This window comes from Demequina sp. (assembly GCF_016278765.1).
Classification (GTDB): Bacteria; Actinomycetota; Actinomycetes; order Actinomycetales; family Demequinaceae; genus Demequina.
The window spans coordinates 20224-34827 of sequence record NZ_JADQBE010000053.1; the positions used below are offsets into that span (position 1 = coordinate 20224).

At 66.0% G+C, this 14604-nt stretch carries 15 protein-coding genes; 14 read left to right on the top strand and 1 reads right to left on the bottom strand.

What is annotated here, in order from left to right:
- Window positions 1–114: 114 nt before the first annotated feature.
- Window positions 115–1959, top strand: coding sequence for a transcription termination factor Rho (gene rho / locus QZZ29_RS09110; RefSeq protein WP_291382733.1), 1845 nt, complete (start codon window positions 115–117; stop codon window positions 1957–1959).
- Between the two features lie 177 nt (window positions 1960–2136).
- On the opposite strand, the gene QZZ29_RS09115 is transcribed toward rho, so the two are convergent.
- Window positions 2137–3069, bottom strand: coding sequence for a DUF559 domain-containing protein (locus tag QZZ29_RS09115; RefSeq protein ID WP_291382734.1), 933 nt, complete (start codon window positions 3067–3069; stop codon window positions 2137–2139).
- Between the two features lie 300 nt (window positions 3070–3369).
- Here QZZ29_RS09115 and rpmE point away from each other — a divergent pair, with 300 nt between their 5' ends.
- From rpmE to atpD, 13 genes are all read left to right on the top strand, one after another.
- Entirely contained in the window at window positions 3370–3579 is a 210-nt protein-coding gene (gene rpmE, locus QZZ29_RS09120; protein ID WP_291382735.1) for a 50S ribosomal protein L31, read from the top strand.
- Window positions 3580–3600: 21 nt separating this feature from the next.
- Window positions 3601–4686: a peptide chain release factor 1 gene (gene prfA / locus QZZ29_RS09125; RefSeq protein ID WP_291382736.1), complete on the top strand. Its 1086-nt coding sequence runs from the start codon at window positions 3601–3603 to the stop codon at window positions 4684–4686.
- Complete coding sequence (gene prmC / locus QZZ29_RS09130) at window positions 4686–5552, top strand: peptide chain release factor N(5)-glutamine methyltransferase (RefSeq protein ID WP_291382737.1); 867 nt, start codon at window positions 4686–4688, stop codon at window positions 5550–5552. The genes prfA and prmC overlap by 1 nt, the downstream gene beginning before the upstream one ends.
- A 39-nt stretch (window positions 5553–5591) precedes the next feature.
- Complete coding sequence (locus QZZ29_RS09135) at window positions 5592–6248, top strand: L-threonylcarbamoyladenylate synthase (protein ID WP_291382738.1); 657 nt, start codon at window positions 5592–5594, stop codon at window positions 6246–6248.
- Window positions 6245–7447 carry an MraY family glycosyltransferase gene (locus QZZ29_RS09140; RefSeq protein WP_291382739.1) on the top strand — a complete coding sequence of 401 codons (1203 nt, stop codon included), beginning with the start codon at window positions 6245–6247 and terminating at the stop codon, window positions 7445–7447. Before QZZ29_RS09135 ends, QZZ29_RS09140 begins: the two co-directional genes overlap by 4 nt.
- Complete coding sequence (locus QZZ29_RS09145; protein WP_291382740.1) at window positions 7437–7874, top strand: hypothetical protein; 438 nt, start codon at window positions 7437–7439, stop codon at window positions 7872–7874. Before QZZ29_RS09140 ends, QZZ29_RS09145 begins: the two co-directional genes overlap by 11 nt.
- 75 nt (window positions 7875–7949) lie before the next feature.
- Window positions 7950–8816: a F0F1 ATP synthase subunit A gene (gene atpB, locus QZZ29_RS09150; protein ID WP_291382741.1), complete on the top strand. Its 867-nt coding sequence runs from the start codon at window positions 7950–7952 to the stop codon at window positions 8814–8816.
- Between the two features lie 40 nt (window positions 8817–8856).
- Window positions 8857–9087: an ATP synthase F0 subunit C gene (locus tag QZZ29_RS09155; protein WP_291382742.1), complete on the top strand. Its 231-nt coding sequence runs from the start codon at window positions 8857–8859 to the stop codon at window positions 9085–9087.
- Window positions 9087–9638: a F0F1 ATP synthase subunit B gene (locus QZZ29_RS09160; protein ID WP_291382743.1), complete on the top strand. Its 552-nt coding sequence runs from the start codon at window positions 9087–9089 to the stop codon at window positions 9636–9638. Before QZZ29_RS09155 ends, QZZ29_RS09160 begins: the two co-directional genes overlap by 1 nt.
- 2 nt (window positions 9639–9640) lie before the next feature.
- The gene (locus tag QZZ29_RS09165) at window positions 9641–10453 is read left to right on the top strand and encodes a F0F1 ATP synthase subunit delta (protein ID WP_291382744.1); all 813 of its coding nucleotides are present in this window, start codon (window positions 9641–9643) and stop codon (window positions 10451–10453) included.
- 52 nt (window positions 10454–10505) lie between these two features.
- Window positions 10506–12158, top strand: a complete 1653-nt coding sequence (gene atpA / locus QZZ29_RS09170) for a F0F1 ATP synthase subunit alpha (protein ID WP_291382745.1) — start codon at window positions 10506–10508, stop codon at window positions 12156–12158.
- A gap of 3 nt (window positions 12159–12161) precedes the next feature.
- Entirely contained in the window at window positions 12162–13055 is an 894-nt protein-coding gene (locus tag QZZ29_RS09175; protein ID WP_291382746.1) for a F0F1 ATP synthase subunit gamma, read from the top strand.
- 17 nt (window positions 13056–13072) lie between these two features.
- Complete coding sequence (gene atpD, locus QZZ29_RS09180; RefSeq protein ID WP_291382747.1) at window positions 13073–14602, top strand: F0F1 ATP synthase subunit beta; 1530 nt, start codon at window positions 13073–13075, stop codon at window positions 14600–14602.
- Window positions 14603–14604 lie beyond the last annotated feature (2 nt).

Genomic DNA, 14604 nt, shown 5'->3' on the forward strand with positions numbered 1-14604 from the left:
GAGCGACATTCCACGTATAGCGCGTCGTGTACGACGACGTTCCCGCACCATGGCGCGCACGTGGGCAACTCGCACCTCTGGAGCCACCGTGGCTCGTGCGAGGAAAGGAATCTAGTGACTGACACAAGCGTGGCCGGCAACACCAATGCGGCCCTCACCGCCATGAAGCTTCCGCAGCTGCAGGCTCTTGCCTCCGAACTCGGCGTGGCTGGCGTGGCAAAGATGAAGAAGAGCGACCTTGTCGCCGCTATCAACAACGGTGGGGTAGCCCCCTCCCGCACAGAAAAAGATTTGAGTCCGGCCGACACTGCGGACAACGACTCGGACAAGCACGCTGATAAGCCGGGGGAGAACTCAAGCTACGACAGGGGCGAGACTCACACCGCGGACAAGCGCGACGCCGGTGGCGGGGGCGAGTCCGCCGAGTCCGCCGCAGAGCGCGCGCGCCGAGCCAAGGAGGCAGTCGCCATCGCGGCCACCGGCGAGTCGAGCCACGACGGTAACGACCGCCAGGGCGGCGGCAATGACCGCAACCAAGGTGGCAACCGCAACCAGCGTGGAAGCAGCGACCGTAACCGGGGCGGCAATGACCGCAACCAGGGTGGCAACGATGGCAACCAGGGTGGCGGCAATGACCGCAACCGGGGCGGTAACGACACCTCGCAGAACAACTCGAACCAGGACGACGACGATCGTTCGGGCCGCAGACGCCGGGGACGCGGCCGCAGCCGCGGACGTGGCCGCGATAGCCAGCAGGGGATGAGCACCGGTCCCGCCGAGTCCTACGACGAGGACGATGTGAGGGACGACGAGGAATTGACCCCGGTTGGCGGAATCCTGGATGTGCTCGATAACTACGGATTCATCCGCACCACCGGCTACCTGCCCGGCAAGACCGATGTCTACGTCTCCATGAACCAGGTGCGCACGTACGGCATGCGCAAGGGTGACGCCGTCACCGGCGCGGCCCGACTTCCGCGTGCGGGGGAGCGTGGCCAGCGTCAGAAGTTCAACGCGTTGGCGCGCATCGACGCGGTCAACGGCATGACGCCGGAAGAGGCTAAGACTCGTCCCAGTTTCGGCGACCTGACTCCTCTGTATCCGCAGACGCGCCTCCACCTCGAGACGGATTCTCGCAACCTCACGAATCGCGTGATCGACCTGGTCTCACCGATTGGTAAGGGCCAGCGTGGACTGATCGTCTCGCCCCCCAAGGCCGGTAAGACTCTGGTGCTGCAGTCGATCGCGAACGCGATCGCGGTCAACAACCCCGAGGTCCACCTCATGGTGGTGCTCGTGGACGAGCGACCTGAAGAGGTGACGGACATGCAGCGCACGGTCAAGGGAGAGGTCATCGCGTCGACCTTCGACCGTCCGGCCGAGGACCACACCACGATCGCCGAACTCGCGATCGAGCGCGCCAAGCGTTTGGTCGAGATGGGCCAGGACGTGGTGGTGCTTCTCGACTCGATCACCCGCCTGGGCCGCGCCTACAACCTGGCCGCCCCCGCATCGGGACGCATCCTGTCCGGAGGCGTTGACTCGTCGGCGCTGTACCCTCCCAAGCGCTTCTTCGGCGCCGCGCGCAACATCGAACACGGCGGCTCGCTCACCATCCTCGCGACTGCTCTTGTGGAGACCGGTTCCAAGATGGACGAGGTCATCTTCGAGGAGTTCAAGGGCACCGGCAACATGGAGCTCAAGCTCTCGCGTCAGCTGGCCGACCGTCGCATCTTCCCCGCTGTGGACGTCAACTCGTCCGGAACGCGACGCGAAGAAATCCTGATCAGTCCCGAAGAGCTCAAAGTCAGCTGGCAGCTGCGTCGCGTCCTGACCGGACTCGAACAGCAGCAGGCTATCGAGCTGCTCATCGGCAAGCTCAAGGAAAACAAGACCAACGCGGAGTTCCTGATGCAGGTCGCGAAGACCTCGCCCAACAAGGAAACCGACAAGGACTAGTTTCCGCTCGCGCGACAGGGGACTAGTTTCTGCTCTCGTGACGAGGGCCCGATGCCAACTCAGGCATCGGGCACCTGCGCGTGCTGGTGAAGGGCAGGCCCGCGGCTCCGCGCGGGCCGTCTCCGTCCATGCACTCTGGCAGGAGTTGCGTGCCTGAAAGTGGCCCGATTTGGGCACTCACCTCCTGCTAGCAGGTTGGAGTCGCGCCTCCACGATGGTCGCCACTCGCTCGCGACACCACTCGGGGCGTCGCACGATGTCGTCCCACCCAAACCGCACCGTGAGGTAGCCCGCCGCCGCGAGGTCGACGTCGCGATTGCGGTCGTCGCTCCGGTCCTTCGGGCTCGAGTGGTAGCGGTCGCCGTCGAATTCCACGACCAACATGGCGCGGCGGTGCAGCATGTCCGCAGTCGCTCGGCGCCTCCCCAGGCGTAACTCGACCTGCCACTCGAAGTCGTGGAACCGCCGGTCGGTGAACGTCTCGTGTCGTGCGCGCACCTCGAGCGGTGACGTGGCGCCGACAGCGAACCAGCCCAACACGCGCTCCAGATCCCTCCTTCCCGCGACCCGCGGCGCTCGCGCTGCCTCGCGCCGCACCTGGCGCCAGCTGCAGACCCGCGCCCACAGCGCCTCGTACAAGAGATTGCGACGGTCACGCGGTGCCGCATACCTCCATGCGTCAAGCAACGCGCGCTCCGGCGTGGTGCACGCGACGCCGCGGGGAGCGCAGCTTTGTTGCAGCGGTCCGGTCTGATGGACCTTGACCCACCTGGGTGCATTCATGCGATCGCCGTTGGGCACTACGACGTGAGCGATGGCGGGCGGAGGTAGGTCGGCCGAGCACAGGTGGAGCGCGAGCGCTCCCGTCACCAGCCCGCGCTGGGCCCAGAGGTTGATGGCCTCGCCTGTCACCACGGGATGACTCGCATGGGTGGCCGCGGCGTACACATCCGGCAAGAGCCGCACCAGGGCGCCGCTGCGAAGCGATGAGTCGAGTTGGTGGCGGCTCCACCGAGCGATCAGTTGAGCGCGGCTGAAGGCGTGAGGGTTGTCATGAACGTACGCGGCGAGCGAGACGGTCGCGTCACGGCGCGTGGCGAGTTTGCTCATGGGCGTAGCCGACCAGAGGTGCCGAGGCGAAGGTGCCGGTGCAGTCGTATCTGTGGATAGTTTTGGTCCCCAGCAGGAGTTCAGTGCGCTTAAGTTCCCATATGTGGCACTCAACCCCTGCCAGCGCGATCGGGGCGGGGCGGGGCGGTGCGGACGACGCGCGGGGCAGGGTGCGGACGAGCAGTGGCGGGAACAGCGTGTAGCCGGAGGGCGTTCCACTCTGGCAGAATAGAACGCTGGCTGGCCGGTTCACCGTTGCAAGGTATGTGTACGGACCCGGCAGCACACCTAAGGGAGATCATGAAGAAGGACATCCACCCCGAGTACGTGGCCACCACTGTCACGTGCACCTGCGGCAACGAATTCGAGACCCGCAGCACCGTCACCTCCGGCAAGATCAACGTCGAGGTCTGCTCGGCCTGCCACCCGTTCTACACGGGCAAGCAGAAGATCATGGACACCGGAGGCCGCGTCGCCCGCTTCCAGAAGCGCTACGGGACCAAGGACTAAGCGAGCGGACGTCGCGACAACGTGGCCGAAGCATTCGCAGCCGTCCAGCCGCTGCTGGACGAGTACGAGGACATTGAACGTCAGCTCTCTGACCCCGCGGTTCATGCCGATGGGGGCAGGGCGCGCACCCTCGGGCGGCGCTTCGCCGAATTAGGACGCGTTGTCGCGGCGCACCACGTTTGGGAGGCGGCGCAGGACGACCTGGCCGCCGCCAGAAGCATGGCCGAGGCCGATCCCGAGTTTGCCGACGAGGTCCCCGCCCTGGAGGCGGCCGTCGAGGACGCCACGGAGAAGCTGCGCCGCATTCTCATCCCTCGCGACCCTGACGACGGCCGCGACGTCATCCTCGAGATCAAGTCTGGCGAAGGCGGCGAGGAATCGGCGCTGTTCGCCGGCGACCTGCTCAAGATGTACCTGAAGTTCGCGGAGACCAAGGGCTGGAAGGCCGAAGTCCTCGAGGCGACCGAGACGGACATGGGCGGGTTCAAGGACATTTCCGTCGCGCTGAAGTCCAAGGGAAACCCTGAGCCGCAGGACGGCGTGTGGGCCCAACTCAAATATGAGGGAGGCGTGCACCGTGTCCAGCGGGTGCCTGCCACCGAATCACAGGGGCGCATCCACACCTCCGCGGCGGGGGTGTTGGTCTATCCCGAGCCCGACGCCGTCGAAGAGGTCGAGATCGACATGAACGACGTGCGCGTCGACGTGTTCCGTTCATCCGGCCCTGGCGGGCAATCCGTCAACACCACCGACTCGGCCGTGCGCCTCACCCACGAGCCCACCGGCATCGTGGTGAGCTGCCAGAACGAGAAGAGCCAGCTCCAGAACAAGGAGTCCGCACTCCGCATCCTGCGCGCCCGCCTCTTGGCCGCGCAGAAGGAGGCGGCGGACGCCGAGGCGCACGACATCCGGAAGTCTCAAGTGCGCACCGTGGACCGTTCCGAGCGCATTCGCACCTACAACTATCCCGAGAACCGCATTGCGGACCACCGCACCGGTTACAAGGCCTACAACCTCGACCACGTGCTCGCTGGCGACCTGGGCCCCGTGATTCAGTCCGCGATCGACGCCGACGAGGCCGCGCGGCTCGACGCGCACGGGGACTAGTGGCGCGACTGAGCGAACGGGTACGCGATGCTGCCCGCACACTCGCGGCAGCCGGCGTCCCCTCTCCAGAGCACGACGCGCGCGAGCTTGCCGCACACGTGCTGGGCGAGCCGCGGTACCCGGCGCTCGAGCCGCTCCGCCTTCCCGACAGTTTTGACAGCGACTTTGCGCTGGCGGTGTCGCGCCGCGCGGCCCGCGAGCCCTTGCAGCACATCCTCGGGTACACGGGGTTTCGCCATGTGACGCTCGCGGTCGACCCGGCGGTGTTTGTGCCGCGACCGGAGACGGAGGTGGTGGCGGGGGTGGCAATCGACGAGGCGACGCGACTCGCCGCCGATGGCCGTGTCCCCCTCATCGTCGACCTCTGCTCCGGCTCGGGCGCCATCGCGGCGTCGGTAGGCGACGAAGTGCCCACGGCCACTGTGGTAGCCGTGGACGTTTCCGCGGACGCCGCGCGCGTGACGCGCGCCAACCTGGCGGCCGCCGGAAAACCGGAGTCCCGGGTGGAGTTAGGCGACGTCGCCGACCCGTCGCTGTTTGCGGATCTCGACGGGCGCGTCGACGTGGTCGTGTCGAACCCGCCCTACATCCCGCCGGGTGCCATTCCGCGAGACCCCGAGGTGCGCGACTATGATCCCGTGCTTGCGCTCTTCGGCGGCGGGGAGGATGGACTCGACGTGCCCCGCGCCGTGATCGCGGCGGCGGCGCGCCTGCTGAGGTGCGGCGGACTGCTCGTCATGGAGCATGCCGACGTGCAGGGCGCCCAGGCGTGCGACGCCGCGGCAGCGACAGGCGAGTTCAGGCAGATCGAGACGCGCCAAGACCTCACGGGTCGCGATCGAATGCTCGTGGCGCGACGGCGCTGACACGGCGCCTGACCTTCCCCGTCATGCCACACTAGGGTCGTGATTCTGCCCTGTTTCGACCCCGCCACGTGGGGCCCGTCGCTCGATGCGGCCGTCCACGCGTTGTCACGCGGCGAGGTGGTGGTCCTGCCCACCGACACGGTGTATGGAGTGGGATGTGATGCCTTCCAGCCCGAGGCCGTCGCCCGCGTACTCGCCGCCAAGGGCCGCGATCGGCAGATGCCGCCTCCCGTTCTCATCCCCTCGGCGCAGACCGTCGACGGTCTTGCGCGCGACGTGCCCGCGCCCGCGCGCGCGCTCATGGAGGCTCTCTGGCCGGGCCCGCTCACGGTGATCGTGTCGGCCCAGCCGAGCCTTGCGTGGGACCTGGGCGAGACGCGCGGCACGGTCGCGCTGAGGGTTCCGGATCACGCGGCAGCGCTCGCGCTCCTGGCCCGCACCGGTCCTCTGGCGGTCACCAGCGCCAACCGGACCGGCAACTCCGCAGCCACCACGGCGGACGACGCCGAGCGCCAGTTGGGTGACGCCGTGTCCGTCTATCTTGATGGCGGCGACAGTCCCTTGGGGGTGGCGTCGACCATTGTGGACGCGACCGGCCCCGCGCTGCGCATCGTCCGCGAAGGCGGAGTGAGTGGGGATCGGCTCGTTGAGATCGTGGGCGCGCAGGCTTTCGGCGAGGGGATGGTGCCTAAGTGAAGGTCTACCTGACGCTGCTGATCGTGTCCGCGCTCGTCACCTACGTGGCGACTCCCGCGATGCGGCACCTCGCGATTCACCTGGGAGCCGTGACGGCGGTCCGCGAACGCGATGTCCACTCGGTGCCCACCGCGCGCCTCGGGGGCGTCGCCATCTTCTTGGGACTCGCCGCCGGGTTGGTGCTCGCGTCGACCATCCCATTTCTGGCGGGAGTGTTCGAGGTCTCCCACAGCGCGTGGGCTGTCATGGCCGGTGCTGGATTGGTGTGTGCCGTTGGCGTCGTGGACGACGTCTGGGACTTGGATTGGATGGCCAAGCTCGCGGGCCAGATCCTTGCGGCCCTGCTCATGGCGTGGGGAGGCGTTCAGTTGGTGGCCCTGCCTATCGGCGGCCGCACCATCGGCGACAGCTACCTATCGCTCATCGCGACCGTGGTGGTGGTCGTGGTCTCCATCAACGCCGTGAACTTTGTGGATGGACTCGACGGGCTTGCCGCGGGCCTGGTCGCCATCGGAGGCGTCGCCTTCATGGTGTACACCTACGCGCTCGCGCGCGACGCCTCGCCTGGGGACTACTCCTCGTTGGCGACGCTCATCGCCGCGGTGATGGTCGGCGCATGCCTCGGGTTCCTTCCCCACAACGTGCACCCGGCCCGCATCTTTATGGGCGACTCCGGATCGATGGTCCTCGGCCTGGTCTTCGCGGCCGCTGCAATCACGGTGACGGGACAATTTGACCCTTCTGTCGTGGGTCAACGCGTTCAGCAGATTCCCGCCTTCTTGCCGATGCTGCTACCGCTCGCCGTCGTGGCGATCCCGCTGCTCGACATGGGATTGGCGTTCCTGCGTCGCATCGGGAAGGGACAGTCGCCCTTCCAGCCCGACGCCCACCACTTGCACCACCGGCTCCTGAGGTTCGGTCACTCGCACCGGTGGGCTGTCGCGGTGCTGTGGCTGTGGACGTTCGTGTTCTCGTTCTCTGCGGCATCGGTGGTGTTGGTGCGGCTGCGCTACTCCGCGCTCATGCTCGCAATCGGGTTGCTTGCTGCGGCCGCCATCACGTTCTCGCCCGGTCTACGCCGCTTCTTTGCGCGACTGTGGCGCGGAGCGGGCGCAGCCGCGGCGCCGGCGCGCAAACTAGCCCAGGAGGGTCGGGACGCGGCGCCAAGCGTCCACAAGGAGGCAAAGCATGGCGAATGACAGCAACCGTTCGGAGTCTCGTGCGTACCGTTGGGCGCTCGTCGCGACGGGTATCGTGCTGGCGGTGATTGCCGTGGCGAGCGTCGTCGTGGCTGCCGCATGGCGAGGCGCGGATGGGGTGTGGTCCGCGCTCGCCGGAGTGGCGGTTGCGGCCGTATCCGGCATGGTCACTCAAGCCGCCATGATCGCGGGTCATCGCCGTGACCCCATCGTCTTCGCCGGCATCGTGGGGGGTGCGTGGCTGGCGAAGATGTTCGTGATTGTGATCGGCTTGCTGCTCCTAGGTCGCATCGAGGGCATCGACCGCGGGACCTTTGGCACCGTCACCTTGGTGGGTGTGGGTGCAACCTTGGCGATAGACCTGTTTGCAGTGAGGCGAGCGCGGATCTCATACGCCGGATCGAGTTCTGGTGGCGACCGGTCATAGGTTAGGCTTGCGACCAGTCCCACACAGACAAGGGCGCCATGTGTGCACGTGCCCTGCCGCCCACCCCAGGGAGAGATGCGAGTGCTGAACCTGGCCGCCACCGTGCTGACGGCAGTCGACAACGGCGACGCCGAAGCCCCGTCACGGAACTTCTTCCAATGGCTCTTTGGATCCGACGGCTTTCACGCGCCTTCCATCGCGGATCTGAACCCGGAGCCATTGCTGTTCGGCGGCACCATCTTCGAGTTCAACCGGATCACGTTCGTGCGCGTGGTCGCTGCCGTCGTGATGATCGGCATCTTCTGGCTTGCTACGCGCAGAGCCAGGGTGGTGCCCGGTCGCGGGCAGGGTGCGATCGAATGGATCGTCGACTTCGTTCGCGTCCAGATCGTCGAACTCATCATGGGCGAGGAGCGTGCCAAGAAGTACCTCGCGTTTCTGACGACGCTGTTCATTGCGGTGGCGTTCTTCAACGCGACCGGCGTGATCCCCTTCCTCAACATCGCCGGCACCTCGTTGATCGGCTTGCCGATCATCATGGCGCTGTGGGTCTATGTGTTGTACCTGTCGGAGGGTGTACGCCAGCAGGGCTTCGGCCACTTCCTCAAGTCGAACCTCTTCCCGCCCGGCGTGCCGTGGCCCATCTACTTCCTGCTCACCCCGATCGAGGCGTTGCAGGTCTTTGTCCTGAGGCCGGGAACGCTCGCACTGCGACTCGCGGCCAACATGATCGCCGGACACCTGCTGCTGGTGCTCACGTTCGCCGCCACGCAGTACTTCCTTTTTGAGGCGACGGGAGTGCTCAAGGGCGTTAGTGTCATCTCGCTTGCATCCGGATTTGCGTTTACCCTGTTCGAAATCTTCGTGGCGCTCTTGCAGGCCTATGTCTTCACCATCTTGTCCGCCGTCTACATCAATCTGTCGCTCGAGGACGAGCACTAATACGTTGCGGTTTCTGCCGCACAACACGGAAGGAAACACTGTGGATACCACCATCCTCGCCGAACTCACCGGCAACATCTCGACGATCGGCTACGGCCTCGCCGCGATCGGCCCCGGCATCGGCCTTGGCATCCTGATCGGCAAGACCATCGAGGGCATGGCCCGTCAGCCTGAGGCATCCGGCCAGCTGCGCGCCACGATGTTCCTCGGTGTCGCCTTCGTCGAGGTGCTCGCACTCCTCGGCCTGGTGACCGGATTCATCTTCGCCTAATGAGTGCCTTGATCGTCGCGGCGGAAGAGGGTGAAGCCACCTTCAACCCGATCCTGCCCACCAACTACGACCTGTTGTGGTCGTTCGTCATCTTCGTCACCATCGTGGTGGTCTTCCAGCGCATGCTGCTGCCACGCTTGCAGAAGGTGCTGGACGAGCGTGCAGAGCTGATTCAGGGCGGCATCTCGAAGGCGGAACAGGCGCAGGCCGAGGCCGCCGCGGCTCTTGAGGAGTACACGGCGCAGTTGCGTGAAGCCCGCACGGAGGCCGCGAAGATTCGTGAGGACGCTCGCAATGAGGCCGCGCAGATTGTCGCGGACGGCCGTGAGAAGGCCGTTCTTGACGCCCAGCGCGTGTCGGAGACCTCCAGCAAGCAGATTGACGCCGAGCGCCAGCAAGCGGTGGTGTCGTTGCGCGCGGAGATCGGCTCCCTTGCGACGGAGCTTGCGTCGCGCATCGTGGGCGAATCCCTCGCCGACGACGCACGTCAGCAGCGCCTCATCGACGGCTTCCTGGACGAACTCGAGAGTTCGGTCAAGGAGAAGAGCTGACGATGAAGGGAACCAGCCAGCGCGCTCGTGACGTGGTGCTCCGCGCCTTTGACCCGGTCGCCTCGGCGGCAGGCAAGGACGGAACCAAGCTCGCGAGCGAACTGTTCGCCGTGGTTGACGGCCTTGACCGTTCGGGGTCGCTCAGTCGCGCGCTCACGGATCCGTCGCGGCCCGCCGACCACAAGGCGAAGCTGGTCCAGCAGTTGTTTGCCTCCTTCGACGAGCGCGTGAGGTCCGTGGTGGCCGACTTCGCGAGAGCGCGATGGTCGGAAGAGCCAGACCTCGCCGAGTCGATCGAAGACGCGGGTTCGCTTGCTCTCTTGGCGCACTCCGAGGCTGAGGGCACGCTGCAGCAGGTGGAGGAAGAACTCTTCCGGGTCGAGCGCGAGCTGATGGCGCATCGCAGCCTGCTCACCGCTCTGGGCGATCGTTCCACGGAGGCCGCACACCGGGTGGCGTTGCTCAGGGATGTCATGGGCGCCAAGGTGAGCCCCACCACCCTCGCTCTTCTTGAGCGGAAGGTGGCAGCACCCCGCAGCACGCGCCTGCTGAGCGCGGTCCGCGAACTTGTGCAGGTCGCCGCACAGCGTCGTGAGCGGCTCGTCGCACGCGTGACCGCCGCGGTCGAGCTCAGCGCCGAGCAACGCACCCGCTTGGCCGGGCTCCTCAAGGAGGCGTACGGCCACGAGATTCAGGTGAACGTGGCCGTCGACCCCGAGGTGTTGGGCGGCATCAAGGTCCAGGTCGGTTCCGAGGTGGTGGACGGCACGATCGTCTCCCGCCTGGCCGACGCACGACGACGACTTGTCGGCTGACAGCCGACGTACGACATCCGCTTTCCCAGCGGCATCGACAGGAGAGTATGAAATGGCCGAGTTGACGATCAGCCCCGACGAGATCAGGGCCGCGCTCGACGCTCACGTGAACTCATTTGAGCCTCAGGGCACCAAGACCGAAGAGGTCGGCACTGTGGTCCTCGCGTCCGACGGCATCGCGCAGGTCGAGGGTCTTCCCGGGGTGATGGCAAACGAGTTACTGCGCTTTGAGGACGGTTCGCTTGGACTCGCGCTCAACCTTGATGTGCGCACCATCGGCGTGGTGGTGCTCGGCGAGTTCACCGGCATCGAGGAGGGCCAGGCCGTGCACCGCACGGGCGAGGTCCTCTCAGTCGAGGTGGGCGACGGCTACCTGGGCCGCGTGGTTGACCCGCTCGGCAACGCGATCGACGGCCTGGGAGAGTTGAAGACCGAGGGTCGCCGTGCGCTCGAGCTCCAGGCTCCCGGCGTGATGCAGCGCAAGTCGGTTCACGAGCCTTTGCAGACCGGGCTCAAGGCAATCGACGCGATGATCCCGATCGGCCGCGGACAGCGCCAGCTGATCATCGGCGACCGCCAGACGGGCAAGACCGCGATTGCGATCGACACCATCATCAACCAGAAGGACAACTGGGATTCGGGCGACCCCGCCAAGCAGGTGCGGTGCATCTATGTGGCGATCGGCCAGAAGGGCTCCACGATCGCCGCGGTGCGCGGCGCACTCGAAGACGCTGGCGCCATGCAGTACACGACGATCGTGGCCTCACCCGCGTCCGACCCTGCCGGCTTCAAGTACCTCGCGCCCTACACCGGCTCGGCCATCGGCCAACACTGGATGTACGGCGGCAAGCACGTGCTGATCATCTTCGATGACCTGTCGAAGCAGGCCGAGGCGTACCGAGCCGTGTCGCTGCTGCTGCGCCGCCCGCCGGGCCGCGAGGCATACCCGGGCGACGTCTTCTACCTGCACTCCCGTCTGCTGGAGCGGTGCGCGAAGCTGTCCGATGAGATGGGTGCCGGTTCGATGACGGGCTTGCCCGTGATCGAGACCAAGGCAAACGACGTTTCCGCCTACATCCCCACCAACGTCATTTCGATCACCGACGGCCAGATCTTCTTGCAGTCCGACCTCTTCAACGCCAACCAGCGCCCCGCCATCGACGTCGGCATCTCGGTGTCGCGCGTCGGCGGTTCCGCGCAGGTCAAGGCGATGAAGGGCGTGTCGGGAACCCTGAAGATCGACCTGGCGCAGTATCGGTCGCTTGAGGCCTTCGCGATGTTCGCGTCCGATCTCGACGCGGCCTCGCGCCAGCAGTTGACCCGCGGCGCGCGGCTCATGGAATTGCTCAAGCAGCCCCAGTACTCGCCGTACCCGATCGAGGAGCAGGTGGTGTCCATCTGGGCCGGTACCAAGGGCAAGCTCGACAAGATTGCCTTGAGCGACGTGTTGCGCTTCGAACGTGAACTCATCGACCACCTCCGCCAGTCCAGCAAGGTCTTGGACCACATTGCTGGTACCGGGAAGATGTCCGAGGAGGACGAAGCCGAGTTGCACACGTCCGTCGACAGCTTCGTCGAGACCTTCCTCGAGTCCGCCAACGCGGAACTGACCACCGACGCGAGCATCGCGGGCGGCGGCGAGGCCGAGGTTGAGCAGGAGCAGATCGTCGCGGCGCGGCGTTCCAAGAGCTCGGCGAAGAAGTAGCTCGTGGCCGGCCAGCAGCGCGTCTATAAGGCGAAAATCAAGTCGACCCAGTCGCTGAAGAAGATCTTCCGCGCGATGGAGTTGATCGCCGCCTCGCGCATCGCAAAGGCACGCGAACGGGTGGCGGCCGCAGCTCCATATTCGCGCGCCATCACGCGCGCGATCTCCGCCGTCGCCAATCACTCCGATGTCGAGCACCCGCTCACCAGCGAGCGTCTGGATACTCAGCGCGTCGCCGTGCTCGTGATCACCGCCGACCGTGGGATGGCGGGCGCCTACTCCGCCAACGCGATCCGCGAGGCGGAGCGCTTGAAGGAGCGCCTCGAGGAGGCCGGCAAGGAGATCGTTCAATACGCGACGGGCCGTCGCGGCGTGTCCTATTACACGTTCCGCCATCGCGAGCTTGCGGGGCGGTGGACGGGCGATTCCGACGGTCCCACTCACACCGTGTCGAATGAGGTCGCGAGGGAGTTGCTGCGCGCATTCACAGCCCCGGTCGAAGAGGGTGGGGTGTCGGAGCTTCACGTGGTGTACACCCACTTCACGTCGATGGTCTCTCAGCAGCCGCGTGTGGTTCGCATGCTTCCCCTTGAGATTGTCGAGGGGGTGGCGGAGCCGGACGAAGACATGGAACCGCTGTACGACTTCGAGCCGAATGCGGAGGACGTGCTGGATGCCCTGCTGCCACGTTACATCGAGTCCCGCATCTACAACTTCATGTTGCAGGCCGCGGCTTCCGAACTCGCCAACCGTCAGTCCGCCATGAACACGGCAGTGTCCAACGCGGAAGACATCGTTCGTCAATACACGAGGCTCGCCAACTCGGCGCGCCAGTCCGAGATCACCCAGGAAATCAGCGAGATTGTGTCGGGCGCGGACGCGCTCGCCGCCTCGTGACCGGAAGAGAGCAACCCATGACTCCCACCGCAAAGACCGCGTCGAAGGCGCCGGCGAAGAAGACGACCGCTAAGAAGGACCCGGCCACGAGCACGCCAGCGGCCGAAGGCGGCGTCGTCGGCCGCGTCGCTCGCGTCATCGGCCCCGTTGTGGACATCGAGTTCCCGGTCGACGCTCTGCCGGGCATGTACAACGCGCTCACCACCGAGATCGACCTGTCCGCGCAGGGCGAGGGCGGCGGCGGCGTGCTGCACATGACTCTCGAGGTTGCCCAGTATCTCGGGGACAACATGATTCGCGCCATCGCGCTCAAGCCCACCGACGGCCTGGTCCGTGGCGCCAAGGTGGTCGACACCGGTGCCCCGATCTCGGTGCCCGTCGGCGATGTCACCAAGGGACACGTGTGGAACGTGACCGGGGAGCTCCTCAACGGCAAGGAGGGCGAGACGGTGGAGATCACCGAGCGCTGGCCCATCCACCGCAAGCCCCCGTCCTTCGACCAACTTGAGTCCAAGACTCAGATGTTCGAGACCGGCATCAAGGTCATCGACCTGCTCACGCCGTACGTGATGGGCGGAAAGATCGGCCTGTTTGGCGGCGCGGGCGTCGGCAAGACGGTGCTCATCCAGGAGATGATCTACCGCGTCGCCAATAACCACAATGGCGTGTCCGTCTTTGCCGGAGTGGGGGAGCGCACCCGCGAGGGCAACGACCTCATCGAGGAGATGACCGAGTCGGGCGTCATCAAGCAGACCGCCCTGGTGTTCGGCCAGATGGACGAGCCGCCGGGCACCCGCCTGCGCGTGGCGCTGTCTGCCCTGACGATGGCGGAGTACTTCCGCGACGAGCAGAAGCAGGACGTGCTGCTGTTCATCGACAACATCTTCCGCTTCACGCAGGCCGGTTCGGAGGTGTCGACCCTGCTGGGCCGCATGCCCTCGGCGGTGGGCTATCAGCCCAACCTGGCCGACGAGATGGGCCAGTTGCAGGAGCGTATTACCTCGACGCGCGGCCACTCGATCACCTCTCTGCAGGCCATCTACGTGCCCGCCGACGACTACACCGACCCGGCGCCCGCCACGACGTTTGCGCACCTCGACGCCACGACGGAGCTCAGCCGTGAGATTGCGTCACGCGGCCTCTACCCGGCCGTTGACCCGCTTGCCTCGACGTCTCGCATCCTCGATCCCCGCTATGTGGGTCAGGAACACTACGACGTGGCGAACTCGGTCAAGTCGATCCTGCAGCGCAACAAGGAGCTGCAGGACATCATCGCGATCCTCGGCGTGGATGAGTTGTCCGAGGAGGACAAGATCATCGTGGCTCGGGCGCGCAAGATCCAGCAGTTCCTGTCCCAGAACACCTACATGGCCACGCAGTTCACCGGCGTCGCGGGTTCGACCGTCACGCTCGACGAGACCGTCGCCGCGTTCAAGGGCATCACCGAGGGCAAGTACGACCACATCTCGGAGCAGGCCTTCTTCAACATCGGCGGACTCGAGGACCTCGAGAAGAACTGGGCGCGCATCCAGAAGGAGATCGGCTAGCC

Coding starts and splice junctions, on each gene's coding strand:
- QZZ29_RS09115 (WP_291382734.1), bottom strand. CDS start 3,069: ATGAGCAAACTCGCCACGCGCCGTGACGCGACCGTCTCGCTCGCCGCG.
- rpmE (WP_291382735.1), top strand. CDS start 3,370: ATGAAGAAGGACATCCACCCCGAGTACGTGGCCACCACTGTCACGTGC.
- QZZ29_RS09145 (WP_291382740.1), top strand. CDS start 7,437: ATGGCGAATGACAGCAACCGTTCGGAGTCTCGTGCGTACCGTTGGGCG.
- atpB (WP_291382741.1), top strand. CDS start 7,950: ATGCGAGTGCTGAACCTGGCCGCCACCGTGCTGACGGCAGTCGACAAC.
- QZZ29_RS09160 (WP_291382743.1), top strand. CDS start 9,087: ATGAGTGCCTTGATCGTCGCGGCGGAAGAGGGTGAAGCCACCTTCAAC.
- QZZ29_RS09165 (WP_291382744.1), top strand. CDS start 9,641: ATGAAGGGAACCAGCCAGCGCGCTCGTGACGTGGTGCTCCGCGCCTTT.
- atpA (WP_291382745.1), top strand. CDS start 10,506: ATGGCCGAGTTGACGATCAGCCCCGACGAGATCAGGGCCGCGCTCGAC.
- atpD (WP_291382747.1), top strand. CDS start 13,073: ATGACTCCCACCGCAAAGACCGCGTCGAAGGCGCCGGCGAAGAAGACG.